Origin of the sequence: Buttiauxella massiliensis (genome assembly GCF_902500225.1) — a bacterium.
In the GTDB taxonomy this organism is placed as follows: domain Bacteria; phylum Pseudomonadota; class Gammaproteobacteria; order Enterobacterales; family Enterobacteriaceae; genus Buttiauxella; species Buttiauxella massiliensis.
On record NZ_LR722652.1, the window covers coordinates 144,863 to 170,136 of the forward strand.

At 44.5% G+C, this 25,274-nt stretch carries 21 protein-coding genes and 8 pseudogenes; 15 read left to right on the forward strand and 14 right to left on the reverse strand.

Annotated features, from left to right (window positions below):
• The first annotated feature begins 185 nt into the window (after window positions 1-185).
• The 6 genes and pseudogenes from GC128_RS09285 to GC128_RS09310 form a co-directional block, all read left to right on the forward strand.
• On the forward strand, window positions 186-1,016 hold the full coding sequence (locus tag GC128_RS09285; protein ID WP_151994061.1) for a TnsA endonuclease N-terminal domain-containing protein: 831 nt from the start codon (window positions 186-188) through the stop codon (window positions 1,014-1,016).
• Window positions 1,010-3,142, forward strand: a complete 2,133-nt coding sequence (locus GC128_RS09290) for a transposase (RefSeq protein ID WP_151994062.1) — start codon at window positions 1,010-1,012, stop codon at window positions 3,140-3,142. The genes GC128_RS09285 and GC128_RS09290 overlap by 7 nt, the downstream gene beginning before the upstream one ends.
• Window positions 3,139-4,578 carry an ATP-binding protein gene (locus tag GC128_RS09295; RefSeq protein WP_151994063.1) on the forward strand — a complete coding sequence of 480 codons (1,440 nt, stop codon included), beginning with the start codon at window positions 3,139-3,141 and terminating at the stop codon, window positions 4,576-4,578. Before GC128_RS09290 ends, GC128_RS09295 begins: the two co-directional genes overlap by 4 nt.
• 43 nt (window positions 4,579-4,621) lie before the next feature.
• The gene (locus GC128_RS09300) at window positions 4,622-5,470 is read left to right on the forward strand and encodes a TniQ family protein (RefSeq protein ID WP_151994064.1); all 849 of its coding nucleotides are present in this window, start codon (window positions 4,622-4,624) and stop codon (window positions 5,468-5,470) included.
• A gap of 215 nt (window positions 5,471-5,685) precedes the next feature.
• Window positions 5,686-6,681 (forward strand): TniQ family protein, encoded by a 996-nt coding sequence (locus GC128_RS09305; RefSeq protein WP_151994065.1) that lies wholly within the window; start codon window positions 5,686-5,688, stop codon window positions 6,679-6,681.
• Window positions 6,682-6,830: 149 nt separating this feature from the next.
• A pseudogene (locus GC128_RS09310) lies at window positions 6,831-7,196 on the forward strand (IS21 family transposase); the annotation flags it as partial.
• Here GC128_RS09310 and tnpA read toward each other — a convergent pair.
• The 9 genes and pseudogenes from tnpA to GC128_RS09360 all read right to left on the reverse strand — a co-directional run bounded on the left by tnpA (window position 7,196) and on the right by GC128_RS09360 (window position 16,017).
• Complete coding sequence (tnpA, locus tag GC128_RS23285) at window positions 7,196-7,588, reverse strand: IS66-like element accessory protein TnpA (RefSeq protein ID WP_151994066.1); 393 nt, start codon at window positions 7,586-7,588, stop codon at window positions 7,196-7,198. The pseudogene GC128_RS09310 and the gene tnpA overlap by 1 nt on opposite strands.
• Before the next feature lie 34 nt (window positions 7,589-7,622).
• Window positions 7,623-8,162, reverse strand: a pseudogene (locus GC128_RS09320) (transposase); the annotation flags it as partial.
• A 566-nt stretch (window positions 8,163-8,728) separates the two neighbouring features.
• Window positions 8,729-8,953 (reverse strand): annotated as a pseudogene (locus tag GC128_RS09330) (IS3 family transposase); the annotation flags it as partial.
• 62 nt (window positions 8,954-9,015) lie between these two features.
• A complete protein-coding gene (locus tag GC128_RS09335; RefSeq protein WP_193216240.1) occupies window positions 9,016-10,518 on the reverse strand; it encodes a sensor domain-containing diguanylate cyclase in 1,503 nt (500 codons plus the stop codon).
• A 427-nt stretch (window positions 10,519-10,945) separates the two neighbouring features.
• Window positions 10,946-11,149, reverse strand: a complete 204-nt coding sequence (gene hha / locus GC128_RS09340) for a hemolysin expression modulator Hha (protein ID WP_151994069.1) — start codon at window positions 11,147-11,149, stop codon at window positions 10,946-10,948.
• Between the two features lie 96 nt (window positions 11,150-11,245).
• A pseudogene (locus GC128_RS09345) lies at window positions 11,246-11,408 on the reverse strand (phage integrase family protein); the annotation flags it as partial.
• Window positions 11,409-11,663: 255 nt separating this feature from the next.
• Complete coding sequence (gene metK / locus GC128_RS09350) at window positions 11,664-12,809, reverse strand: methionine adenosyltransferase (RefSeq protein ID WP_151994070.1); 1,146 nt, start codon at window positions 12,807-12,809, stop codon at window positions 11,664-11,666.
• 52 nt (window positions 12,810-12,861) lie between these two features.
• Window positions 12,862-14,010 (reverse strand): cyclopropane fatty acyl phospholipid synthase, encoded by a 1,149-nt coding sequence (gene cfa / locus GC128_RS09355; RefSeq protein WP_151994071.1) that lies wholly within the window; start codon window positions 14,008-14,010, stop codon window positions 12,862-12,864.
• Between the two features lie 33 nt (window positions 14,011-14,043).
• Entirely contained in the window at window positions 14,044-16,017 is a 1,974-nt protein-coding gene (locus GC128_RS09360; protein ID WP_151994072.1) for an FUSC family protein, read from the reverse strand.
• A 309-nt stretch (window positions 16,018-16,326) separates the two neighbouring features.
• Here GC128_RS09360 and GC128_RS09365 point away from each other — a divergent pair, with 309 nt between their 5' ends.
• From GC128_RS09365 to GC128_RS23095, 6 genes and pseudogenes are all read left to right on the forward strand, one after another.
• Window positions 16,327-17,163, forward strand: coding sequence for an AraC family transcriptional regulator (locus GC128_RS09365; protein WP_151994073.1), 837 nt, complete (start codon window positions 16,327-16,329; stop codon window positions 17,161-17,163).
• A gap of 271 nt (window positions 17,164-17,434) precedes the next feature.
• Entirely contained in the window at window positions 17,435-17,581 is a 147-nt protein-coding gene (locus GC128_RS23090) for a transposase (protein ID WP_226812043.1), read from the forward strand.
• Window positions 17,582-17,628: 47 nt separating this feature from the next.
• Window positions 17,629-17,940: a helix-turn-helix domain-containing protein gene (locus GC128_RS09370; RefSeq protein ID WP_233782215.1), complete on the forward strand. Its 312-nt coding sequence runs from the start codon at window positions 17,629-17,631 to the stop codon at window positions 17,938-17,940.
• Window positions 17,941-18,194: 254 nt separating this feature from the next.
• Window positions 18,195-18,501, forward strand: a pseudogene (locus GC128_RS23290) (DDE-type integrase/transposase/recombinase); the annotation flags it as partial.
• Window positions 18,502-18,781: 280 nt separating this feature from the next.
• Window positions 18,782-18,928: pseudogene (locus GC128_RS09380) on the forward strand (IS110 family transposase); the annotation flags it as partial.
• A gap of 229 nt (window positions 18,929-19,157) precedes the next feature.
• Window positions 19,158-19,327, forward strand: a pseudogene (locus GC128_RS23095) (IS5/IS1182 family transposase); the annotation flags it as partial.
• A 101-nt stretch (window positions 19,328-19,428) separates the two neighbouring features.
• Here GC128_RS23095 and GC128_RS09390 read toward each other — a convergent pair.
• From GC128_RS09390 to GC128_RS09400, 3 genes and pseudogenes are all read right to left on the reverse strand, one after another.
• Window positions 19,429-19,839 (reverse strand): type II toxin-antitoxin system HicB family antitoxin, encoded by a 411-nt coding sequence (locus GC128_RS09390; RefSeq protein WP_151994074.1) that lies wholly within the window; start codon window positions 19,837-19,839, stop codon window positions 19,429-19,431.
• Window positions 19,817-20,047, reverse strand: coding sequence for a type II toxin-antitoxin system HicA family toxin (locus tag GC128_RS09395; protein ID WP_151994254.1), 231 nt, complete (start codon window positions 20,045-20,047; stop codon window positions 19,817-19,819). The genes GC128_RS09390 and GC128_RS09395 overlap by 23 nt, the downstream gene beginning before the upstream one ends.
• 122 nt (window positions 20,048-20,169) lie before the next feature.
• Window positions 20,170-20,596, reverse strand: a pseudogene (locus GC128_RS09400) (transposase); the annotation flags it as partial.
• A 226-nt stretch (window positions 20,597-20,822) separates the two neighbouring features.
• On the opposite strand from GC128_RS09400, the gene kdgT reads away from it, so the two are divergent.
• Window positions 20,823-21,773 carry a 2-keto-3-deoxygluconate transporter gene (gene kdgT / locus GC128_RS09405; protein ID WP_151994075.1) on the forward strand — a complete coding sequence of 317 codons (951 nt, stop codon included), beginning with the start codon at window positions 20,823-20,825 and terminating at the stop codon, window positions 21,771-21,773.
• Between the two features lie 484 nt (window positions 21,774-22,257).
• On the opposite strand, the gene GC128_RS09410 is transcribed toward kdgT, so the two are convergent.
• Window positions 22,258-22,995, reverse strand: a complete 738-nt coding sequence (locus GC128_RS09410; RefSeq protein WP_151994076.1) for a hypothetical protein — start codon at window positions 22,993-22,995, stop codon at window positions 22,258-22,260.
• Complete coding sequence (locus tag GC128_RS09415; RefSeq protein ID WP_226812046.1) at window positions 22,992-23,531, reverse strand: cysteine hydrolase family protein; 540 nt, start codon at window positions 23,529-23,531, stop codon at window positions 22,992-22,994. The genes GC128_RS09410 and GC128_RS09415 overlap by 4 nt, the downstream gene beginning before the upstream one ends.
• 467 nt (window positions 23,532-23,998) lie before the next feature.
• Here GC128_RS09415 and GC128_RS09420 point away from each other — a divergent pair, with 467 nt between their 5' ends.
• The gene (locus GC128_RS09420) at window positions 23,999-24,229 is read left to right on the forward strand and encodes a type II toxin-antitoxin system Phd/YefM family antitoxin (RefSeq protein WP_151994078.1); all 231 of its coding nucleotides are present in this window, start codon (window positions 23,999-24,001) and stop codon (window positions 24,227-24,229) included.
• A gap of 189 nt (window positions 24,230-24,418) precedes the next feature.
• Window positions 24,419-25,267: an SDR family oxidoreductase gene (locus tag GC128_RS09425; protein ID WP_151994079.1), complete on the forward strand. Its 849-nt coding sequence runs from the start codon at window positions 24,419-24,421 to the stop codon at window positions 25,265-25,267.
• Window positions 25,268-25,274 lie beyond the last annotated feature (7 nt).

The window sequence follows — 25,274 nt, forward strand, 5'->3', positions numbered from 1 at the left end:
GTGCCGGTGATAGTGTGGCACAACTTAACCAGAAACCCACAGGTGTGATGTGACAATAAAGTTGTATATTAGACGCTAAAGTTGTAACTCTAAGCTCGAAAAATGACATCAAAGTTGTATACTTAAATTTAGGTTAAGTTAACTGAAAGCAGCATACGGCGGGTTCATTTAGTGGCACATTTATCATGAGCAGAGGAAGAAAATTTAACTCCTACCAGAACTACGAACAAGCTCTAGGTCAGGGAGTTGGGTTAGGGCATTTCCAAGAATACCAACCCTGGCTAAGGGTCCAGGATGTACCATCTTACGGTAATCGCTCTGTGATTTTTGGCCTGAAAACCATGCGCAAACACCACTTCATGTCTTCTATAGAAAGTGATTTCTTCTATCAGGCTGAGTTTAATGAATCGGTGGCTGATATTCGTGAGCAATTCCCCCTCTTACCCCTTACCCTCACAGAACGGATTGCCAATCACATTGGGGTAAAACATCCTACAATCAAAGGCATAAAAGGCCCTGCCGCGCTGCATGTCATGACAACCGATTTTCTTCTGACGATTAAAAATGCTAATGGGGATATAAAATACAAGGCATTTGCAGTAAAACCCGATGGCATTCCTTCACTCCGGGTCGCTGAAAAGTTAGAAATCGAGCATCTGTTTTGGGCATTACACGACATCGAATTTAAAATCTATACAGGCTCAGAATTAAATAAAAATGTGAGTAAAAATATCGCATGGGCAACATCCGCAATCCGGATGGATGCTTCACCCTTTGAACATTTACCCTGCCACGAGGTTGTATCGATATTGCAACCCGTCGACTATTCTGTCGACGAACTTTGTTCATACCTTGCTCAAACGTTCCATCTCGAATGCTGTGAGATTATGACCATAATACAGGTAGCCATCGCCAAAAAATTCATTCAGGTTGATTTAACTAATCCGATACTCGAGGTCGGTGTCCTGCGTGTTCTGAGTAACACCCACTACCAGAAGGTGGCAGAACAATGGTGATAATAAAAAATAGTGTCTGGGAAATCAGTGATACTGATGACCTAAAAAATGGCTTGTACAGAGTCCTCGATCTCAATGCCGATCTGGATGTCGTTATTCTTTTTGAACTCCAGGATAAGCGAATAAGCAAACCATTCGGTTTCTCACTTCGGCGCTTCGATCTTATGGTCAGGACACGTACTGCTGTTCATTACAGCTATGCTCTTCCGGTATATATGCTGGTTGATGAGGAACATATAAATAAGAAAAGCAAAAATAAGCGTAATGAAAATTACCAGCTCATTCGGCCTCTAATTAATGACAGGGACTTTCTCTTTGACTACGCATTGTCACTGCGTTCTCCAGCATTATCTCGGTATGCGTCACGTGTGGGTGTTAATTCACAGCATATCAGGCTCCTGTTGACGCACTACTGGCGGTATGGTCAAAATATTTATGGGTTACTGCCTGCTTATCCCCACAGCGGCGCACCTGGAAAGGAACGAAAAACCAATGCAGTACCGCTTGGTAAAAATAAGAAAAATCGAGTCCTCCCGATGCAACGGGCCAGTACCTTCATATTGAAAGATAGTGATAAAAAGAACATCATTAAATCACTCAAAAAACACAATCTGAAAGTCGGGGGGTTATCGCTCGCCCGAACGTACAGAGTGTTCCTGATGGATTTTTTCCGCGATGAGATCGAGCTTGCCGAACAGGAAAAAAGGGCTGCCTGTGTCCCTTCACTTAGACAATTTAGATACTGGGGCGAAAAACTCGTTCCCGGAAGGGAAACGATTCGCGCAAAAACCACGGAATCAAATTTTTTACTCAACCAACGTGCCCACCAGGGTTCTGCTGCGGATACCCGCACGCTCGCAGGCGATGCTTTCGAAATTGACGCCACCGTTGCCGATGTCCATCTCGTTTCAAGTCTGAATAAAAAAAATGTCATTGGCCGGCCGACCGTATATACCGTTGTTGACCGGGCAACCAGAATGATTACTGGCGTACATGTATCGCTCTACCACGCGTCATGGAGAGCGGCCCGGCAGGCTCTGGCAAACTGTTTTATGCCCAAGAAACATTTCTGCAAACTATTCGGGCTTTCAATCACTGAGAGGGAATGGCCCTGTTCACATGTTCCGATGAAACTGGTATGCGACAACGGAGAAATGATAGGTCTGAAGCCTCAGAATGTTGTTACTCCGATGACAACTCTTGAATTTGCGCCCAGCTACAGAGCAGACAGGAAAAGTATTGTCGAGAGGCGATTTGGTATTTTAAATGAAGAGACCATACATTCTCTCCTGGGCTCTACCCGGGGAGGATATATTGTTAAAGGCGAGCCGTCACCAACGTCGAGAGCCTGTTTGACGCTGCAGGAAGTAACGAAGTCCATTATTCTCGCCATCCTCGAACATAACCAGTCGATTTTCAAAGAGCTGGCCTATATAAATCCACTCCTGATTGAACATGATCTTAAAATGTCGCCACTCAATAGCTGGCAAATTAGTCTGGAAAAAAGCAGATTCAGCGCCCGGACAATCAGAGAAGATGAAGTCATTTCCAGGCTTCTGCCTCCTGAGCGAGTCAGTATTACTTCCGGTGGGTTAAAATATAACAACCTCTATTATGAGTGTGAGGACGACCTGGCCTCCGCCGCACGCGTTTTTGGACAATCAAGTTGCGAAGCCCGCATAGATGATAACTGTGTTGACTATATCTATGTTCGCCTAGATAAAAACAAACCCTTCACGAGGCATCGCCTCCTGGAGAAACGTAACATATTTAAAGGGTTGCCTCACCTTGAGGCTGATGTTCTGGCTGACTGGGTTGACCTGTATACTGAAAAGTCCCCCGTAGCCATAGCCTCGTTTGCTGCGAAGGGCTTCTCCGAAACATTACACGAAACAGGCCTGCTAAGGCTCAGTACTCTGAAAAAACACAATAGAACCCGGACCAGGAATATAATTGATAACAGGAAAGAGGAACTACTGAACTCTACCGGTATCTCCGAACAAAAACCCCGGTTACTTCCCCATTTCTCAGCAGAAAATGTCCCCCTCCTCCCTGGGCCAGAAGAAAAGGAAAAATGGTTGGCAACAAAAAATACGCGAGAAGACCAACAGGGAGATAAAAAATGAAGAAAGTTATTGCACGTTACACTGAAGCAATACTCCCGGAACATCGGGGAAACCCGCTCATTGAGGCATTACCGCCCCTCCTGGAGGAATCAGAGATCCTGTTAGCTCTCAGCCATTTCCCTCCACTCGATGAGCATATCAGGAAGAGTAATTCTGCAGCAGTGAGAGGACAATACGTGGATCGCATCAAAAATTTTCGGTGCCCACAGACATGTTACGTTGAATGCTATAAGTATCTGGTCCGAATAATCAGGGATAGTTACGCCTCAAGAAATCCTCTCAAAAGTAGTACGCAACAATATCTTCACTACTATGGTGATGAAAGACCAGCAATTGAACCTCAGGATGGCTATTTCCATCCAAGCGCCGATACAATGACAATTGTTGGTATAAGTGGTTCCGGGAAAACCACCATGCTAGAACAGGTTCTTGGCTATTTCCCGCAAGTCATTGAACATAAAAAATACAAAAACTCTTTTCCAAGAGTTTCTAATCAGGTCATTTGGCTAAAAGTTAACTGCCCCTATAATGCCAGCGTCCGTGATCTCTGCGAATCTATCCTCGCTATGCTTGATGATGCTTTGGGCATAGATGCGACAATACCGGCAAGCAGAAATGGTTCACTGGCACGCCAGATCGCTCAAAAAATAAAATCTTCGTTTCTTGGCGTACTGGTCATTGATGAAATGCAAAGACTTAAATTCTCACGAACAGGGGGCGAAGCTACCCTGATTGATTTCCTGCATGAAATTGTCGACTCATTGGGGGTTTCACTGGTGTTCTGTGGCAATCATCCATTCGAAGAAACTCTCTCTAAAAAACTCAGAATTGCAAGAAGGGCTGAATCTGGGGGGTACATGAAAATATCCGCGCCAGGGTACAACACCTCGGATTGGCAATCATTTATTAATTATCTATGGCCACTTCAATGGACTAACATAGAAACAGCATTGACTCAGGAGCTGAACGAGGAAATTTTCTTACTTTCTAAAGGCAACATCGCAATTGCACAATCAATTTATAGAAGAGCACAAATGATGGTGATTGGAAGTGGGAATGAGGTCATCAACAAAGCGGTATTGCGAGCAGCATTGCCACCTCTATCGGGCTATTCTGAGGAATTTATTAGTACTCAACGCCCTTACACTAGATCTTCAAGTGCAACGATCACAGCTGAAACGGATAACTCAGAAAATATACCCAGTAAAATTATAAATAATTATAAAAAAACATATCCCACACTGATTGCAGGTGATTTGAGTCGTCCTCAGCATGCTGAGTTCTTTGATAAGACAATGAACGTGCTCAAAACATTTGAGGATAAAATATCCCTAATCGAATATAGTCAGGCATTTCAAACTCTTGCCATTGAACAGGAAAGCTTTTCGCGCTTATCAGCTTACGGATTACTATGTACCGACCCCTTATTGGAGTAAATGCTATAATCATTCTATACTCAACTTGCAACTGTGGTATCCTATGTTGCTTCTGCCCCCCTTTCCTGATGAAACACTATACAGCCGCTGCGTGAGAACTCGAGAAGTTTATGGCATGTCAGCGGAGCAGTTTTTTTGCGTTTTTTTTAAAAATACAGCACATTCTGTTCATCCTTACTTAAATACATCACTGAATATTTTATCTGAGAGTACATCAGAATCGGCCTATGAATTATTGTCATGGCAAACGCTTATTCCACTTTATGCATGGGCGTTACAAGAATTTAACCCTGAACTTCAAGACCTGGATATTTCGGCCTTTAAATTACAAACTATCTGTAGCTTATTAAACTTTGCTGAACATCATCCTGCAATATTAAAGCACTGCCCTGTTTGCACATATCATGACGTTAAGAAATTTGGCGTTGCATACTGGCACCGGCAGCATCAAATATTTGGTATCACATCCTGCAATCATCATCAGGTCAGACTAAATCATTTAACACGCCCCAGACTATCAGATATCAGACATCATTTATCTCAATACAAAAAAGGACAGGTATCATTAAGTACCGAAAACGACTTTAAGTTTGCACGCTTTACTTCGCATTTATTTGATGACATATGTAAATCACTACCTGATTTTAAAAACCGTCGAAGCTCATCTCTTGTTAAAACCTTAGAGCAGCACACTCATATAATAAATGACCAATCTATACTCATAGAGCTATATAAAATTACAAAAAAACTGGACCACAAAGAAATAAACTTATTCCCGACTCAGGAAAACCACAATGATTACTGGAAGACCTTGTTTTACAGGACATCTACACAATCTCCTTCCAAATATCTTATTTTATTATATTGTCTCAATCAGCTCAGCATCAAATAGGATTAGAAGTTCGCACTCGATAAAGCCAATCACAGAACCACTTCGGCCAGAATAAATCAACCAACACTTACGTCAGATTTTTTTAGACAGTAAAATTTCATTAAAAATATTTAAACTGCAATTTCTTTGTAGTAAGGACTTACCTTCAACTTCTGTTCTTATTCGTTTCTCTTTTTGTTATAATATATACTATATCTTCCATAAAAGGTCTTAGTATGTTAACCAGATTACGTTACCTACCAGACGAAACCTTGCACAGTTTCATCTTTAGAGTTTGCTTAGTTAACGGTGATGAAAATTTCGCAGACGTTACTGACCTGCATGTGCAGTGGAAAGAAAAACTGCGATTAAATGTAAAGATAATGAAATACTTTACTCAATATAGTGATAATAACTTCCTTACTTTAATGAGAAACTCCTGGCAAGCCAGAAAAAAAGTTGCAATATTCGACAATCCGATAGAGTACATGTCAGAAATAAAATACCTCCTTAGAAGACAAGATTCTCGCAGAGGTCATGGACATAACCACCAACTAAAGTACTGCATCGACTGCATCAGAGAATCTATTAATACAAATGGATTCGGTTATTTTAAATCATCATGGCACTATAGGTTTGCTGAATATTGTTTTATTCATGACATCCCTTTAACTCACTACAAAAAACATGGTTCTCTACAAAACCATGAAATATTAAAAACAATCATTAGTGGGGAGCATCCTGTGGGTTGCTATAGTATACTGCTCAACTATAGACCTTTAAAAGAGCGACAGCCATCATTAACGGATACAGGCACACTTGTAGAGAGGACATTGCCATATGATCATAGTGAGTTCATTTTTGTTTCAGCCTGTTTAAGAGCAGAAATTGAAAATTTCATACGCACACATCCTAATGACCTTCCCAAAATGGCATTGATAAGTGATACCTTTAACAAAACAACAATTAGGAAGCCTTACAATGAATCGTATTTATTTAAAAATTACATCTTATCAAAAATACTGAGATGTTTTTTCGAGGAAAACTTCCAACCGTTTATGACTTTTTGGAAAGAGAATACTTCAAAAACAGTTTTATATTGTGGCGTTGTTAAACCCACAGATGTAATTGAATATATATACATCTATCAAAACACTGAAAAATGTAATATGTGTAAACATTTATCCTGCCCGATGAAGACCCACTTAATTAATTACACGTCGACATACTGAATGAAATTAAATAAAAATCCAACGCATTTACCTAAAGATGCAAATAGTGTCAGCGCCAGTGATATAAAACCATAAAACGCCATTTAGATTGTCCGCTCCACCCGACATGTAGTTTCCTGATGGTTACCACACCAGAAAAGGAAACCAGCATGCTGAGCAGAGAGGACTTTTTCATGATAAAGCAAATGCGCCTTCAGGGCGTTTACATTGTCGATATTGCTGAGCAAATTGGCTGCTCCGAAAGAACCGTCAGGCGGTACCTCAAATATCCTGAGCCTCCGGTCAGAAAAACACGCTTTAAGATGGCTAAACTACGCCCGTTCATGGACTACATCGATATGCGGCTGGCTGAGAATGTCTGGAATGCCGAAGTCATCCTCCATGAAATCAAAGCAATGGGTTATACCGGTGGACGTTCCATGCTGCGGTATTACATCCAGCCCAAACGTAAAATGCGTCCGGGTAAGAAAACCGTCCGCTTCGAAACACAGCCCGGCTACCAGCTCCAGCGGGATCACTGTTTAAGCTCCCGTATCAACATTGTCAGCAGGCTTTCGCTGACAGCTCCGTTTAGCCGGAGCGTCCCGTGCCGGAAGGTTATTTCACAGGTGACGCTGAGGGTTTCAGGTTCATGCGCTTCCGATGGAGGCTGAACAACGGGAACAGTATCAGCATTGAGTGTTACAGGGATCAGCACTGGCATGTTGGTATCAGATTGTTGAGGCGCGCGAAGCTTTCCCTCACGCCAGTATTGACGCCATTTGAACAACAGATTGTCGTTAATTCCCTGCTCACGAGCGAGTTGTGCGACTGATACACCGGGTTTGTATGAGAGTTCGACCATTTTTATTTTGAACTCAACGGGATAGTTGGGGTGTTTTTTACGAACAGAAGTTAATGAATTCATGGATAGCGTCCACCATATATGGTGTCCACTATGTTGTCAGAAATGTCAGGTTCTGCCAGACGGTGCTGGAACGACGCTTACCCTGATTATCGGGATAACAGCGTTTCAACCAACCGGCGATTTGTTCTGGTGCCCAGCCCTGATGCATTTTTTCCGCAATGATTTTACACAATGCGGGGCATTCAATTAGCTTACAAGGTTTAGGCCTGAGGGTACTGTTCCACGCTTCCTTATCAGCTTTTGCTGCACGATATTGATTTGCACCTCCGTGCCTCTGTATCTCGCGGCTAATAGTCGAAGGGGCTCTTGATAATTTATCAGCTATTTCCCTGATACTGCGTTTTGCTACCAGCCCTCTGGATATCTCCTCTCTTTCATCAAGCGAAAGAGATAACCGGTGCCGTTTTCGAGTTGGAGGACGGTACCCACCCGTTTGGTAAATCGTGGGCATAATAGAAGAGTGATATCTGTCGAACATTCTGGCGATTTCATGCAAAGAATCACCTTGCTTATACCTGTCCCAGATAATCGCTTTCTGTTCTGGCGTGTAGTAAATACGGGATCTTTGTTTCATGGTAACGCCCTCCTTGTTTAAGGATAGCGTTGCATCGACCAATTGAACTCACAATCCGTCGCTGACCTTCCCCGGTTTACCTGCCTGGACTCAGGCATACTGAGGAGGCTGCCCGTCGCACTCTTTATCCTTGCTTGCCGCAAGTTGGCAGAAGTCAGCAACGCGAGCGTGATAGACGCTGCTGCCCCGGAGTTTCGCATACATGTCAAAACACCTTCGACCGGCAGTGCTTTCGTATCACTGCCAGTTCCTCCTGCACGACCTGTCAGATCACGTAGGCCGTGGTGACGTTTTCAACCCACAGAGGCGGATTAACGGGTTCATGTTCTTCAGCCTTTCAGTACTTAACCTTGAGGATCATCTCGGCTTAGTGATCTTGCCTCAATCCCCGTTGTCAGCGGGTTACATCACCCTGCGGGCATGCCGCAGGTCACTGCCGCTCAGGTTCTCCACCGTCACACCCGGTGGGATTGTTGGGTTTCTCATCGTGAGTTACCGGTTCAATATTCCAGACAGACTCGTGGTTCATTTGAGCGTCCATGCTCGCCCTGGACTCCGGGCACACCATAGATAAAATCCGCCACCCAAAGCAGATCGGGGCGCTCATCCACGAACTGACGGTTCACCCGATCCTGCGGTGTTTCGGCTTTGCTGCTGCAGGTGGTTCTGACTCTTTTACCGCGTGTTACCCCACGTATCTGCAGGGCTTTCATCAGACGTTCAATGGTGCATCGGGCAGCATCAACACCTTCACGTTTTAGCTGTCGCCAGACCTTACGCACACCGTAAACCGGTGCGGTTCATTCAATACATGCCTGTTGTGCATACAGGCATGTATTCAGTTTTGCTACTTTTATTCCGGACCCACAATGCAATTCTTACCCGAGTTTTTAGCTTGGTACAGTCGAGAGTCTGCTTTTTCTAATATCTCATCTGGGTTGGAGCCTTCATTCCATGAGGAAACACCACAGCTAAATGTTACATTCAATCCATTTTCTCGCCATTGCTTTTCTTCTACGCTTTTTCTCCAAAGATCAAGTAATGTATAGAACGCATCATAATTACTCCCCTCAAATATTGCGACGAGCTCTTCTCCGCCAAATCTATATACCTGACTAAGGATCTCACTCCCTATATTGCTAATGTATTTTAATACAATATCACCTGTATGATGGCCAAACGAGTCATTAACACTTTTAAAATTATCAACATCAATAATTGCTAAATAAAAAGGATGTTTGGATAGTAGAATATTGTGCATGTCAGAGTTAAGTTTTTTTCTTGAAAATAAATTAGTAAGGCCATCTGTCTCGGCTTCATGTATGGCAAGCTCGAGTTTTTTGCTGTTGTCCGCTAAGGTCTCAGTAACTTTTTTAATACTATCATTGTCAAGGGATATACCATTAAGGTTCAAATAAAGCGCAGTGATAATCTGTCTAAAATACAGTTTGGATATAAACATAATGATCAGATACAGTATTACACATGCTGCTGAAACTAATATAAACGAATATTTTTCCGAAGCAGAGTGTGCTTCATAGTCAGACTCACTGACTATACTAAATGCAATCCATTCAGGATTATCATAAACTCTATAAAAAACAAATGCTCGTGTTACTGAGTCAAAAAAATGACCTTCAGACTCTTTTGCCATATCTATCCATTCTTGGGGAATTGGTCTTTTAAATAACTCTTTAGTATTAGAATACATAATTAAGCTTCCATCATAGGAAACAACCTTAAATCGGCTATTGTAAGGGGGGTGACTACCTTTTAATAATTGACTCAAACTGTTGAGGTCTAGGTCAAATGCAATATTACCTACAAATTCTGACTTTTCGTTAAAAATATTCATGCTGGCCGTGATTGCCATGCCATTATAATGATTATTGTCTGATAGTGATTTATATGGACTTGAGAAACGCACCTCATCTTTTCTTGATGAGGATGGATACCAAGGTCTTTGTTTTACGCTAAATTTCCTGGCTTTGGTTTCAGGGTAAACTAAATAGTTTCCATTTTTATCAGATAATATAACTGTTTCAAAAAAGGTTGTTGAGTTTACGATAGATGGAATGATTGAGTTTAGTTCTGAATGCAATGGCGATATATAGTTACTTATATCTTGTCTACTCAACTGACCTAAAATAGATTGGAATAATAACCTCATTTCTTGGATAGGTCTTTCTATAGCACTTTTCGAACTGTTCTCATTAAATCGAGTCATGGTTTGAATCAAATCTTCTTTATTTCTTGATTCCATTGATGTAAAGGTGTAAAAAAACATTATAAAAAATGGAATGAATGTGCTTACAGTAAATAATAGAATGTGTTTGTGTGATATGGTGTTTTTCACTTGACTACAATGCTCCATGAAAACTATTACTAATAAAGATATGTCTTGACTTCTATTGTAAGCACTGTGCTAAAGGCGACTAAAAGTGTAGGAAGCTTAAATTTTCTGTAAATTTTTTTGTGGATCTAAATGAGATTGTGCTTTTTTTATTGTCAACTTAATGCGTTATAAGCTTGGAAAAAAACAAGTCCTCTTCATGAAATCAAACAGTCAGTTTATTTATAATTTCACTTTTTGTCACTAAATTCATCTTTATACAGGTGAGCGCAAGGTCTGACATAGTTTGCCCAGAAGTATTGCGCTACCTGAAATGTGTTTTTTGTTGAATCAACTAGATGGATTTACGCAGTAATTCCAGAAATAAAAGCAGCTGAAACGGTCTTTTGCTTTAACAGTTGTATATTCATTTGCATGCCTATGGTGATATTTATTTTACATGCTGCCAAACCGATGCAGGTATTTTATCATAGAGTTTATTCATTGTTATTTCAGCCAACCGATGATCAGCAGCAGAGTTAAAAATTTCCAGCTCCGTATCAGAAAGCTCATACCTGTTTTTTTCTATTATTTTTTCTAAGGTCTCTAAACATGTGCATCGCCGTAATTTCATTAACCAGTCAATTTTTTTCATTCTGATATCTCTTCTGTTTTTGCAATATTGCGCAGGAATTTTAGCCCATTCTGATTTAGCTGTTCGCTCTGTACAACACTCCCCTGCCCACTAAAGCTACATAATCTTCTGGCTGCTGCTGTTTTTCAGCATCGCCACCGCATCGGCTGCTGGCATCTGAAACTGCACCCTGTGTCGTGTCGCCACATCAAGCGCAAACAACTTCCGTTGAGCTGGTACTCCGGTGTCCCGTCAGGCTCTGTAGGATCTTGAGCGGAATAACGGAGTGAGTGTCACCCTGCCCGGGGTCTCAAAAATTGTATGGAACTAAAAGGGGTCTATTTACACATTATTATTAATTAAAAGTATTAAAAATCCACGTAGCGTTTACTATGTGGGTTTTGCAATTAATAAGAACACACAAACAAAAAAATATTAAAATATCATTTAATTGAAATAAATATTTCACCTGTGAAATGAGTTTCTATTGTCTGTTTTTAATATGCTTCACTAGTCCTACTTGGTAGGATTAATTTTAAAGAAAACAACGTAGAAGATCAGCTTTATCTGTCTGTTCCCAGCTAAATATATCGCGTCCAAAATGACCATAGGCCGCAGTTTGCTGATAAATGGGTTGCAACAAATTAAGTGAGATAATTAATCCATGTGGACGAAGGTCAAAAAATTGGCGAATAAGTGAGATTAAAGTTTCATTCTCAAGTTTTCCAGTACCGAAGGTTTCCACCATTATTGAGGTGGGTTCCGCAACACCAATGGCGTAAGAAATCTGAATCTCACAGCGCTCTGCTAACCCGGCGGCGACAATATTCTTAGCGACATAGCGGGCAACATATGCGGCTGAACGATCGACTTTAGACGGATCTTTACCGGAAAATGCACCGCCCCCGTGGCGCGCCATACCGCCGTAAGTATCTACAATAATTTTGCGGCCCGTCAGCCCGCAGTCACCCATTGGCCCACCAATGACAAATCGACCGGTTGGATTGATAAAATATTTAGTATTACGCGTCAACCACTCTGGCGGTAAAACAGGCTTAATGATCTCTTCCATCACGCCTTCACGTAGAATTTGCTGAGTGACGGCTTCACTGTGTTGCGTGGAAATCACCACGGTATCAATACCAATTATTTTACCGTTCTCATAAGCAAAGGTGACCTGGCTTTTCGCGTCAGGGCGTAACCATGGCAATAAACCGTTTTTGCGCACTTGTGCCTGACGCGCCATTAAACGGTGAGCAAAGGTGATAGGTGCAGGCATTAACGCATCGGTTTCGTTGGAAGCATATCCAAACATAAGCCCTTGATCGCCAGCACCCTGATTCGCTTCATTTTCACGATCCACGCCACGATTAATATCAGGAGACTGTTTGCCAATCGCACTTAAAACCGCACACGTGTTGGCATCAAAACCCATTTCTGAGCTGTTATAGCCGATGTCGTGAATCGTGCGGCGCACAATTTCTTCTATATCCACCCACGTGTCGGTGGTAATTTCCCCACCAACCAAAACCATGCCTGTTTTTACCAGTGTTTCACAGGCCACGCGTGCTTTGGGGTCTTGTTCAATAATAGCATCGAGAATGGCATCAGAAATTTGGTCGGCTATTTTGTCGGGATGTCCTTCAGAAACAGATTCTGAAGTGAATAATTGTTGTGACATACGAAAATCCTTAAATTAATAACGTAGTGATTCAGTCGGGATAATGAAAATCTTAGCGATAAACGTACATACCGCCTTCGACACCACGGCTAAATAAGACTTGCCAGAGCTGAATATCACGCGCACGGAAAGCCCCCGCGCAAGACGTGAGGTAATAATTGAACATACGTTTAAATGACTCAGAATAATTATCCTGGATCTCTGGCCAGAAACTATTAAAACGCTGGTGCCATGCCATTAATGTCAGGTCGTAATCTGCGCCGATATTGTGCCAGTCTTCGACGACAAAATATGGCTCAGATGCGCTGGCGATTTGTTTTACCGAAGGCAGACATCCGTTAGGGAAAATATATTTGTTAATCCAGGGATCGACGTTGGTATCTGATTTATTTGCCCCGATAGTATGCAGCAGGAACATTCCGCCCGGTTTAAGGCAACGGTTCACCACTTCAAAATAGGTGTCGTAATTTTTTGGCCCAACATGCTCGAACATGCCGACGGAAACGATGCGGTCAAAATGGCTTTCGAGGTCGCGATAATCCATCAGCTTGATGGAGACATCCAGCCAGGTACAACGGTCCTGCGCCATTTTCTGTTGTTCTGCCGAGATGGTTACGCCGGTAACATGGACGTTATAATGTTCGGCAGCGTACTCCGCCAGACCACCCCAACCGCAGCCAATATCCAGCAGTTTCATGCCGGGTTGAAGCTGCAATTTTTCGCATAACATTTTCAATTTGGCTTCTTGAGCCTGGCGTAAGTTAGTGGCTGTTTTCCAGTAGCCGCAGGAATACTGCATATACGGATCGAGCATTTTGGCGAAGAGATCATTGCCGATATCGTAATGCTCTTTGCCGACAATCCAGGCGCGTTTACGCGTCTGTAAATTAAACAAACGCATCCCGGCGATGCGAGCTAAATCCTTGAAGTTTTTTGGTGCTTTCTCATCGAGTTTTGCACGAAGGATTTTCTCGAATAAAACATCCAGTGCAGCGCAGTCCCACCAACCTTCCATGTAGGATTCACCCAGGCCAATAGAACCTTCCTGCAAAACGCGTTTATAAAAGTCAGGATTGTGGACCTGAATATCCCAGCTCCGGCTGCCGTTAAAACGGACATCAGCCTGGTTCACAAGTTCTTCCGCAATCCGATACCAGTTGTCTTTGCGTACGACAGGTGCACTTTCAACTTCAACACTCATATCTCATCCTCAGTAAAAGCCTAAGTCAGTTTTCTACTCGACTATCAGAACTTGTTTATATTTCGTTAAAAGGGTGGCCAGGCGTTCCACGTTTTCCACAATTTCAGTGGCGACGCCATGGACATAAAGTTTGTCGCGATAAATACAAATATCCTTTTTCAGGCGCTCGATATGCAGGCGCCGCGCCGGTTCATCTTCCGCCTTCAATATGAGCTGCGCGGTTTCACGCAGGCGCTCATGAATCAGAGATAAATCTTCGTCCTGGGGTAATTCACACTCCCGTAACCTCTCATGCGTGACAATCAAATCCAGCGCCAGGCGATAACGGTCGATATCATTCGGAAAAAGGTTCAGCAGCGTGAAAAGCTGTTGATACAAAGCCGGAAGATGATTCTCTTCACGGCGCGCTGCGCGGCTGGTTAACGTGCCGATGACTGCGCTTATTAACTGGGTCAGGATCACGCGTCCGGTGTGCTGTCGGGTGACGTCTTTGATAAGCACAATCATCGCGGTGGCAATCAAGCAACCGACAATTTGAGACAAGGCGCCATGAACGAACATCGAATAATGAAACGGTGCGTCGCTATCGAGAATCAGCACATTGGCGGTTAACGGCAGCGCGGTCATCATGCCAAGCCGCTGTTTTTGTACCTCGATGGCAAAGAAAAAACCGACAACACACAGCACGCCAATCAGCACCAGCGGGTTCTGCTGGGGCATCGGCAGCACGATGGCGAAATACACGGCTCCGACCGCCAACGCAATAAGCGAAGCCACGATAAAATCTTTGGCGACCGCCAAAGGATCAGGTGCGCGCATCGCAAAAGAAGTCACCACACCGACCATCACCAGCCCGCCATTGCCGCCTGGGCAGCCGGCCCATACCCACAACAGGGCGAAGGCCACACAGGAAATAGAAGTGCGCCAGAAGTTAATTTTCGCGCGATGAAATTCCGGTGATACCGGTTTCACTTCGGTTTCTGCGTGCAGAATTTCTTCTTCAATCGCCGAAATGTGCTTATTGGCGACAACACCCTGCATCAATAGATGGAAACGACTTGCGGCACCGACCCAACTGCGTAGCGTGACGGGCGTTGATTTAGCGCCTAACGCCCCGACGTTATGACGCAACCGCTTAAGTTGTATTTTCACCTCGTCGGCATTGTTCAAGTGCTGAGCGAACATCTCGTTAAGCAGGGGAGAAAAATAACCACTGCGGGTCCCCTGAATCAGCGAGGTTTCACATGCCTGAGTAATGAGTGTTAACGACAGCGTGTGTAACGCTTTTAAACGGCGATTCGTTTTCCCGGCTGTCGCTGACTCCAGCACCAGCGTGCGGCGCATCCCGTCCAGTGTTTTGGTTCGCTGAATCAGCGAATGCCAGAGTTTTTCCATTTCTTTTCGGTCAGTGCCGGTCACGCATATCTGCATCAGTCGGTAATGATCGACCAGCAATTCATGCAGTTCATTTTCGATATTTTTACGCACTGAGCGCGGGGCAAAAACCATATCGGCAATAACTGCCGCGATCAAACCCATAAAGACTTCTGAGACGCGGAACCATGCCAGAATTACCCCCATTTCCGGGTGCAGATAAATGGCGCTGACAATGGTTAGTGCGGTGATGCCAGCAAGTCCCAGCGCGTAAGAATTTTCGATGCGAATTACGGTAGCGGCATAACAGCAAACTCCGGTCCATACCGCGCCTATAATTAACATCGTGAGCGGCGACCAGATAAACACCCAGACAATAATCAGCGCGGATGAGCAGCCAATTATTGTTCCTGCAAAACGTAATAACCCACGGTGACGCATCGCTCCGGTGAAGGGTTCGCCGCCTGCAATAAACGCCGGAGCAGTGGTGATAATTATTGCAGTCACTACCGCCCAGCGCGGCATATCCAAATGAAATCCAAAACCAATAGCCAAAGAAAGCGCAATTGCAAAAGTCAGTTTGAAAGCGAAACGCAAATGATGTAGCGATATGCGATATAAAGGACGGCTCATTAACGGGGTCCGGGTTTGTTATTAATCCACAATTCATTGTTAAAAAACATAGATAACTCAAGTCGTTCTTTTATTTTAAAAATAGTTATCCCGTTCGTTTTCAATATTGACGAGTGTTGATGGGGTTAATCATTATTTAAATGGGGCTATTATTTTTTCATTAAATTAATGCAAGCACATGTTGCGATTTTATTCATGCTTGGTTATTCATTTGCCGAGTTTATGAATTTATTATCGCAGCAAACACGGTTTGTGTATCATGAAGGGATGCCAAGTTGTATAGACCAAGCGTCAATTTAGGTGGGATAGATGGTTAAAGCAAAAAAGATACTGCACTCGTTCCGCTACGAAGGTGATGCTGAAGGGGCTAAACTCGCTCGTCCCGTCTTCTTCCGGTCGTTTATGTTGGCGGAGAATGTGCAATCAGAACTACATTCTCATCCTTTCATTCAGTTTCACTACGCCCGTGAAGGCTCCTTATACATTTCCGTGGAGAATAATTCGTACATCATTCCGGCCTGTTACGGGTTGTGGATACCGGCTTTTATGCCTCATCGGGTGCAAACCGCCAGTGAAGTGATGCTTGAAAACCTCGATATCGACCCTGACTATTACGCAGCCACGGGATTTAAAGCCGAACTGAAGTTAGTGACAGTCTCTGATTTTGCGCGCAATTTTATCCACCACGCTACGCAGACTATCCCTGAATTTTATGATGCCGATGGCAAAGAAGGGCGGCTGGTTTCCACATTGATCGATGTGCTAAACGATCTCCCGGCCGCAGGCTTTGCCATGACCTGGCCTACGGCACCGGCACTGCTGGAAATTTGCCAGGCAATCAGTGAATCACCCGATTTACCCCATTTAATGGAAGAATGGGCTGAGAAAGTGGGTATGTCGCGACGTACCTTTTCACGACGTTTTATTAAAGAAACCGGCATAACGTTCAGCAACTGGAAACAACGTCATCGCTTGCTGCATTCCATTATTTTATTACGCCAGTCGCGAAGCGTGACTGAGATTGCATTAATGCTGGGTTACGGTAGTACATCCGCTTATACCTACGCATTCCGTCAGTTATTTGGTGTTTCACCATCACGTTATGAAGTCGCACCGCCACCGCCGGATGCGGTATTACATGATTAGCATTCCTCGCGCCAATTTTGAGTTGCTTTGCATTGTTCTCTGTATTTTCCAAAACTCATTTAGTTAATAAACTGTCTTAACGATGCCCTATTTAAATCACTAAGTCTGGCGTTGAATCGCTGCCGACTTATGAGGGGTCAGTTTGGATATCGAATCGTAAGCGGCTCATCTAGACCGTCTGTTCAGGAGCCTCCGGTTCGGGAAAAATAGTGTCCATCATTTTTTGTAGTGAGCCCCAAAAGTTAGACACCAGAGCGAAAACTGAGGGCACATGGCAAAATTTTCATTGAAGTTCAAACAGGAAGTTGCAGAAAAATACCTGGAAGACGAGTTGAGTCTGAAATCTGTAGCCAGGATGTATGACATCAGCCCCTGCCCGGTAAGAAAATGGGCTTATGCCTACCGGGTGCATGAATAGACATACTTACAAATAAAAAGTGGCGCTACTCTGCTGATTTCACACTTATGGTCGTGAAAGAAGTCCTGGATGATTGTTTTTCTGTTCGTGAAACTGCGGTAAAACATGGGATACCAGCCTTTGGAACTGTATGCACCTGGCTTGAAAAATATAGAAAATATGGTGAGGATGCTTTCATCCGAAAAAATAAAAAGAACATATCTGTGCCAGATAAAAGCGTCATTCCGGCCCCACCACTGCCAGCATTAACCGAAAATGAGCGAGAGGAACTTGAACAACTCAGAGTCGAGAATGCCTATTTAAAAAAGCTGAAGGCCTTGGTTCAGCAGAAAACATGCTCAACACACAAGAAAAAGTAAGCATTGTTAATGAACTAAGGCAAGAGTGGTCATTGTCCCGGTTGTAAATTGTTGCAGGGCTGCCGCGGAGCACATTCTATTATCATGTCAAACGTCTTGCGGCCCCGGACCGATATCAGTCTGCCAGGACGCTTGTACTGAAAATATATCACCAACACAAAGGTCGCTATGGTTATAGACGCATCAGGCTGGCATGTCGTAACGAGGGGGTTTTACTTAATGGCAAAACCGTCAGAAAACTAATAAAGGAACTGGGTATTAGCAGCCTGATCCGCGTCAAAAAATACCGTTCATATAAAGGAGAACAAGGACGAATTTGCGATAATCTCCTGAAACGCCAGTTTTATGCAGAACGCCCCAACGAGAAGTGGGTCACAGATGTAACTGAATTTAAAGTTAATGGGAAGAAGCTTTACTTGTCCCCCATCATGGATCTTTATAATGGTGAAATCATTGCTTACAACCTCGCTACACGGCCCTTACCATCAATGGTGAAAGCCATGCATCACTGATGCTTTAAAAGTGCTGACTGAAGGGAAACATCCAATATTGCACAGCGATAGTAATAATGCCGGTGTCAGTTTTGTCATCACTCAGTTTGCCGTTTAAACCGATTGGTGTGATTACTGATGCAGTGAAGACCTTCCCGCATCCTGACTCACACAGCGATCGACCTTTTGTGTCTTGCCCTGGACTCGTCGGTTGCCGGAAGCACCTTCATGCGAGGCATCTCCTCATCGGTGCGCGTGACTCAAGAAGGGCCTGACGGCTTGTCTCATTACTGTCCTGTCCGGGTTATCTGTCTGGAGATTCAACTCTGTTTCCTCACAGGAGTTTTGTCATGGCTGATAACGTTACCGAAGCCACCGTTGTGGGTGGCGTGGATACACATAAAGATTTGCACGTTGCCGCTGTCGTAGATCAGAACAATAAAGTTCTGGGGACCCAGTATTTTTCCGCAACACGACAAGGTTACCGGCAGATGCTGGTAGCTGACTTTAGTTCCGCGTCCGCTTCGTGCTGTGAGTTCAATTGGTCGATGACACGCTGGCTGGCGGAGCTTCCGTAGTAGTCCGCGATGGGGAAAGCCCATTACATGGCGAAGGGAAGCAGTTTGAATGTGTTTGCGACGTGAATTAACTGACCTAACGAGGTGAAGACCTTTGATAATCAGCGAAACAGGCGGTGGCGAGACAACGGCTTACCGGGAGACGGCTTATAACCAGCGTTCAGTGGCCGAAACGGCGATGGACCGTGTATAACAGCTGTTTAGTGGACATCTTACGCTGCGGGATTAAGATGCGCAGGTTGGGAAGCTATGGCGATGATCCGTGCCTTAAACAAAATGACGCGTGCCGGTATGCCAAAAAGTGTACGGATTGCCTGAAGAAGCCAGTGACGAGAGGCGCTTTTGTCTAAATCCGATTTATTCAACAAAGCCGCAAAAAGGTTGAAAAGCCCACGATGAGTGGGCTATTTGTCTGACAGTTAAGCTGTTCGTGCAATCCTTTCTAACGCGACTTGGGCAAGAAAGCCCGAGCGGGTTTTAAACTCTGGATGTGTTGCGACACAGCGGTCAATCCGGTCAATTAGAGATTTAGGCAGTGTGACGTTAATTTTTTCTGAGCCGCCAAGTAAGCGCGTTACGTCAATATCAACGACAGCCCAGGTGTAACCGGCAAATTCGGGATTTTTGGCCAGCGCACCAACTGATGAAACGGCTGGAATATCCCCTCCCATTTCAACCAGCAATTCAATATGACCAGTGATCGCTTCTTTGGCATTAGCAATCGCTTCTTCCATCGTATCCCCAGCTGAGAAACAACCAGGTAAATCAGGCACTGTCACACCATATGCATGTTGTTCATCGCCTGCTTCAATCGCAATTGGATATAACATAATTTAAGCCCTTATGATGAAGCTGGGATTTAATCCCAGCTTGTTTCCTGATGCTCTTAACCGTTTTAATGGGTAAGTCCTTTTTCGGGTGCGATGTGGTTACCAGTCCCGCTTTTGTCGGGTGAGTAAAGTGCTGATGACTTCCATTTACTCTTACCAGTATCCAACCATCTTCCTTGATTTCTGCAATTAACCTTCTGCTATCCATCGCCATTCTCTGTTGTGTCCTGATACAATTTTTATAACCCCAACAACCCCATAATGCAAACTTTTTGGGGTTGTTGGTTTTTTTTTGTTGCGAGCGGTTTGAACCTTTCTGCAACGCTACATGGTAATGCGCCCTGATAAATGCGCATCCGCATCCGGACGCTGAGCCTCATAGCGGCAGGTCGACAGGGGCAAACCTGCCAGCCTGAAGCCACGGCGTTGCGACAGACCGGTCGCATCACACATCAACACTACAGCGTCCCACTTCTTGTCTGTCGTCAGTACGTTCGCTTAAGAGTCACCTGAAGCTCATCCTTATCCAGCATGGCTTCGTTGAGCAGCTTCTTCAGACGGGCGTTCTCTTCTTCAAGTGACTTCAAGCGACTTCAGGCGCTTAACTTCGGTCACTTCCATACCGCCTACTTCTTACGCCAGATGTAAAACGTGCATCGAAGATGGCGTGCTTATGGTAAAGCTTTCAGGCAGAAATACCGGCCTTGCTTTCCTGGAGAATACTGATGATCTGTTCGTCGGAAAAATGCTTCATCATGAGGATGTCCTCACGTTTCTGATGAAAACATTCATAACATCCGGGCGATAATCACCCGGGAGCAGGTCAGCGTTAAACCTTGAAGCATTTCATACCAATCGTAGTTCCTTTTATATGTAGTTTTATTTGTATGATGAATGGTGTGTTTGTGACTAGTATCACAGACATACTCACCCTATAAACACTATTTTTAAAATATAAATTTATAAATTAAAACGGTGTTTTCATGAAAATAAAACAGTGTATTGAACGTGTTCCAGGGGGAATGATGCTGGTTCCTCTAATTCTTGGCGCTATGGTTCACACCTATTTTCCGGGTTTTGCCGATTATTTTGGTTCGTTTACAAAAGGAATCATGACCGGAGTTGTCCCGATACTCTCTGTGTGGTTTTTTTGCATGGGAGCGTCAATAACTCTAAAAGGAACAGGGACCGTTTTCCGCAAATCCGGAACATTAGTTGTTGTAAAAACGCTCACCGCGTTTGTTGTCGCAAAAATTGCGATGCACGTACTTCCTGGCGCAGGTATTACCACTGGTTTTTTTGCTGGCATTTCCGCTCTGACACTGGTCGCGGCAATGGATATGACAAATGGGGGGCTGTATGCGGGGATCATGCAACGCTATGGTACCAAAGAAGAAGCCGGCGCATTCGTGCTGATGTCTATCGAGTCAGGTCCGCTGATGACGATGATTATCCTGGGAACTGCCGGGATAGCATCATTCCAGCCGCACATCTTTGTTGGCGCTGTTCTGCCATTTATCATTGGCTACGCAGTAGGAAATATTGACCCGGAATTCCGGAGTCTATTTTCACCAATGGCAAAAAGCCTCATCCCGTTTTTTGGTTTTGCTCTCGGAAATACGATCAGTCTGAATGTGGTTGCACAGACTGGATTGTTGGGGATCCTGATGGGAATAGCCGTTGTGATCATTACGGGTATTCCATTGATGTTGGCTGACCGTTACTTCGGTGGTGGTGACGGGACTGCGGGCTTAGCTGCCTCAAGCTCAGCCGGGGCTGCTGCCGCTACCCCGATGCTTATTGCACAAATGTCGCCTGGATTTATGCCTATTGCTGCTCAGGCTACAGCGCTGGTTGCGACCTCAATCATCGTGACTTCTGTTTTAACCCCGCTTGCCACAGCTGCCTGGGCAAAATATAAGGGACGCATATAGTCTTCTTTTGTGAAGCCCGCTGAACAATACCGATCGAATCCCGATCGGTATTTTTTCGTTTATTTTTTTGCACCCGAAACCAATTCATCATACAAATGATGCATTTTATACAGAAATAAAGGCATTTCATTCCGCTTTAACGGCACTTCATTCCTTTTCTGATCCCTTGCAATAAATAGGGAATAGAGTGGGCATAATTTAGTTACCGCTACTTAAGGTTCATTCGATGAAAAATAAATCGGGCTCTCAGAAGGTCTATCCGGCACATACTCGCCGGCTAACCTTTGTTGGAACACTGCTCGCTCAGTTCGCACTCGTGTCAAGGCTAAGTAGAAATGTCCGCACTCCCCAGGGCAAAGTACAGATGTCCTATTATTGCTGTGAGTTTAATTGGTCAATGCAACGCTAGCCTTTATCAAGAACCTGAAATGAAAGGGGCTGAGCCCGGTTGAGTTCCGGACTCATAATCATTATCCCTGACGGTTTAATCATGTGGTTTCCATGTGGCAGGCAAAGAAAGGTCACCGGAAGCAATGTCCCATACGCTACTGACACAGAGTAATGGATTATGGAGATTGGCATTAACCTGCAAGGCCGTCGTCACACCATCGTAATTAAAACTTGCCGGAAATCCGACAGCAGCCAGTGGTACGCGGATCTGTGCTGCATCATTCTTCAGGCTGAAATGATAACCGGGTGAGCCAATATAAATGGGAACTCCAGGCCAGGTTGGGGGCAATTTAGGCTTTGCCCCTTCGGGAATATCTCGCACTTTCAGCCCACCAGGGCCGCAACTGGTGTCTTTACTCAGTACTACCCAGTGAGAATGCCACAGGCCACCATCATTTACTTTATCGCCATCACCATTTTCATCCAGTTGAGGGGTGTCATCAAAGTCAGGATTTGAGGTGAGAGCCAGCGCCAAAATACCCGAGCCGGGTTCGAAACCGACTGCACTACTATCCAGACTGGTGGGCCATACATAACTGTATACTTCAGACCCGGCGAATTTTCCCCTGGCCGAAGGTTTACGGCTACCCGCCTTACCATCAACAAGTTGTTCAAACACCAGGTCATTGCCATCCTTAAACACTCGCGTATGGACGAGATCGAACGCTTTATCCACCTTAGCGTTTTTTTCACTGGTTATACCTCCTGTGTCATGTGCAATAACGGGGCTAGCCAGTAAACAACCTAAGACAACAATGGAGAGATCTTTCATAAGTCCCCCTCCACCTTATTCAGATATTCACTTGTCGAAATCACGGGTGCATAGCCGAAACGTAGCGCAGCCATAAATGCCGCATGAACATGTTCTGCGGGCACGTTTACGCCATTGAACTCAAGATCAAGAGTGGCACAGGCATCATGCAAAACAGTGGTGGAATAGCCAAAATCAACAGCAGCCCGCGTTATTCCATCCACGCACATATGGCTCATATTGCCGACAACTACGATATCTTCAACGCCAGCCTGTTCAAGGAGAGTCTTTAATTCAGTATCACGGAATGAGTTGATGTAATGCTTAAGCACCACTGATTCGTCACCTTTATTAATGACGCTGGGATGTAGCTGCGCACCTTCGCTGCCAGGGCGAAAGAATGGTGCATCATTACTGGTAAACTCATGTCGAATATGTACCACGAGATCGCCACGCTTGCGGAAAAAAGCAATCACTTGAGCAGCATTTTTCGCCGCAGCCTCAACATGTTTTAGAGCCCAGAGCCCTCCGGGGAAATAGTCATTCTGGATATCCACTACAGGGATACTTACAAATGCACTGCATTAATGGCGAAGACTATCTCAAAAATCGCAATTATTGAGATAGTTGAAGGGAGCTATTGGGTGTCGCTTTGTTTCTATTCAGGCACTTCCTCAGGCAATCCGAACACTTTCTGGTATTCTTGCTCGCTCTTCTTTCCGTTGTTGAACCATTTGTCCATTGTGGATTTGCCGACATTCATTGCAGTGGCAGCGGGGGGAAATGGTGTAGTGCTGATTGATTATCTGTTGAGCAGTTTCGAGGCGAAACTCGGGGCTAAAATTGCGTCTGTTACGTCCGGTCATAATGCCACCTGCATAGAGGTGATGATACCACCTCTATGCAGGTGGCCAGATTTAGTATTCCACTTCGACTAATCAACGGGGAGCAGGTCACGTCGTGAGGACAGAATTTTTCTACTGCCGTGGGTAAACCCACCTCATCATCTACTGGGAGGCCTGAAATGAAAGTTAAAACAGTTGGTTATTTGAAAAAAAATGCAGCGAAACTCGATTTAGCTGAACCTATTTTGGTTATGAGGAATGGGATACCTGTATGTGCGATTGAATCCTATGATGCCTGGCAAGAACGCGATAATTCGATAGTTCTTCTGAAATTGCTTACTCTTTCTGAGCAAGATAAAACTGAAGGTAAAGTGTTCTCAAAAAAACAATTGCTGGCAGGTTTACTGTGAACATAACAACCATTCATTACATTCTCATCGCAAAGTCCTCTGCCTCGTTTTACGGATACTATCCCCCTTCAGTGCGAAGCCCCATTCTAAGGTTTAATGATCAATAGCATACGAAAATAAGGATGCAACTTTAGTGTCATTTTCTACATTAAGGATACAACTTTAATGTCACTCTACAGGAGATTTATCATGATCGCGATTACCGGAGCTTCCGGCCAACTGGGCCAACTCGTTGTTGAAGAATTACTGAATACCGTTGCGGCTAACCAATTAGTTGCCATCGTGCGTAACCCGGCAAAAATTCAATCATTTGCTGACCGTGGCGTTCAGGTACGAGCTGCCAGCTATGAAGATAAAGCGGCTTTGGTGCAAGCGCTGAATGGCGTGGAAAAACTGCTGCTTATCTCTTCAAGTGAAGTGGGCCAGCGTGCAGTTCAGCATCGCAATGTGATTGATGCAGCCAAAGAAGCAGGCGTGAAACTGATTGCCTACACAAGCCTGTTGCATGCAGACTCCTCGCCGCTGAGCCTTGCCGATGAACATATCGCCACCGAAGAAATGCTTAAACAATCCGGCATTCCATTCGTACTGCTGCGCAACGGCTGGTATACCGAAAACTATCTCGCCAGCGTACCGCCTGCTCTGCAACACGGCGTGTTTATTGGCAGCACCGGCGAAGGAAAAATCGCTACTGCGGCACGTGCTGATTACGCAGCAGCAGCCGCTAAAGTCATGACTCTGGACAACCTGGCGGGCAAGGTTTACGAACTAGCGGGCGACCACGGCTGGACGCTGTCTAAGCTGACTGCTGAGTTGACCAAACAGAGCGGAAAAACAGTGGTGTATCAGAACTTGTCGGAAGCTGATTTTAAAGTAGCATTGCTCGGTGCTGGCCTGCCAGAAGGGCTAGCAGCAATGTTGGCAAACTCTGACGTTGGCGCATCCAAAGGTGGCCTGTTTGATGATAGCCACCAGCTAAGCACCCTGATTGGTCGCCCAACCACTCCGCTTGCAGAAAGCCTGCGCGCAGCGCTGTAAATGTTAA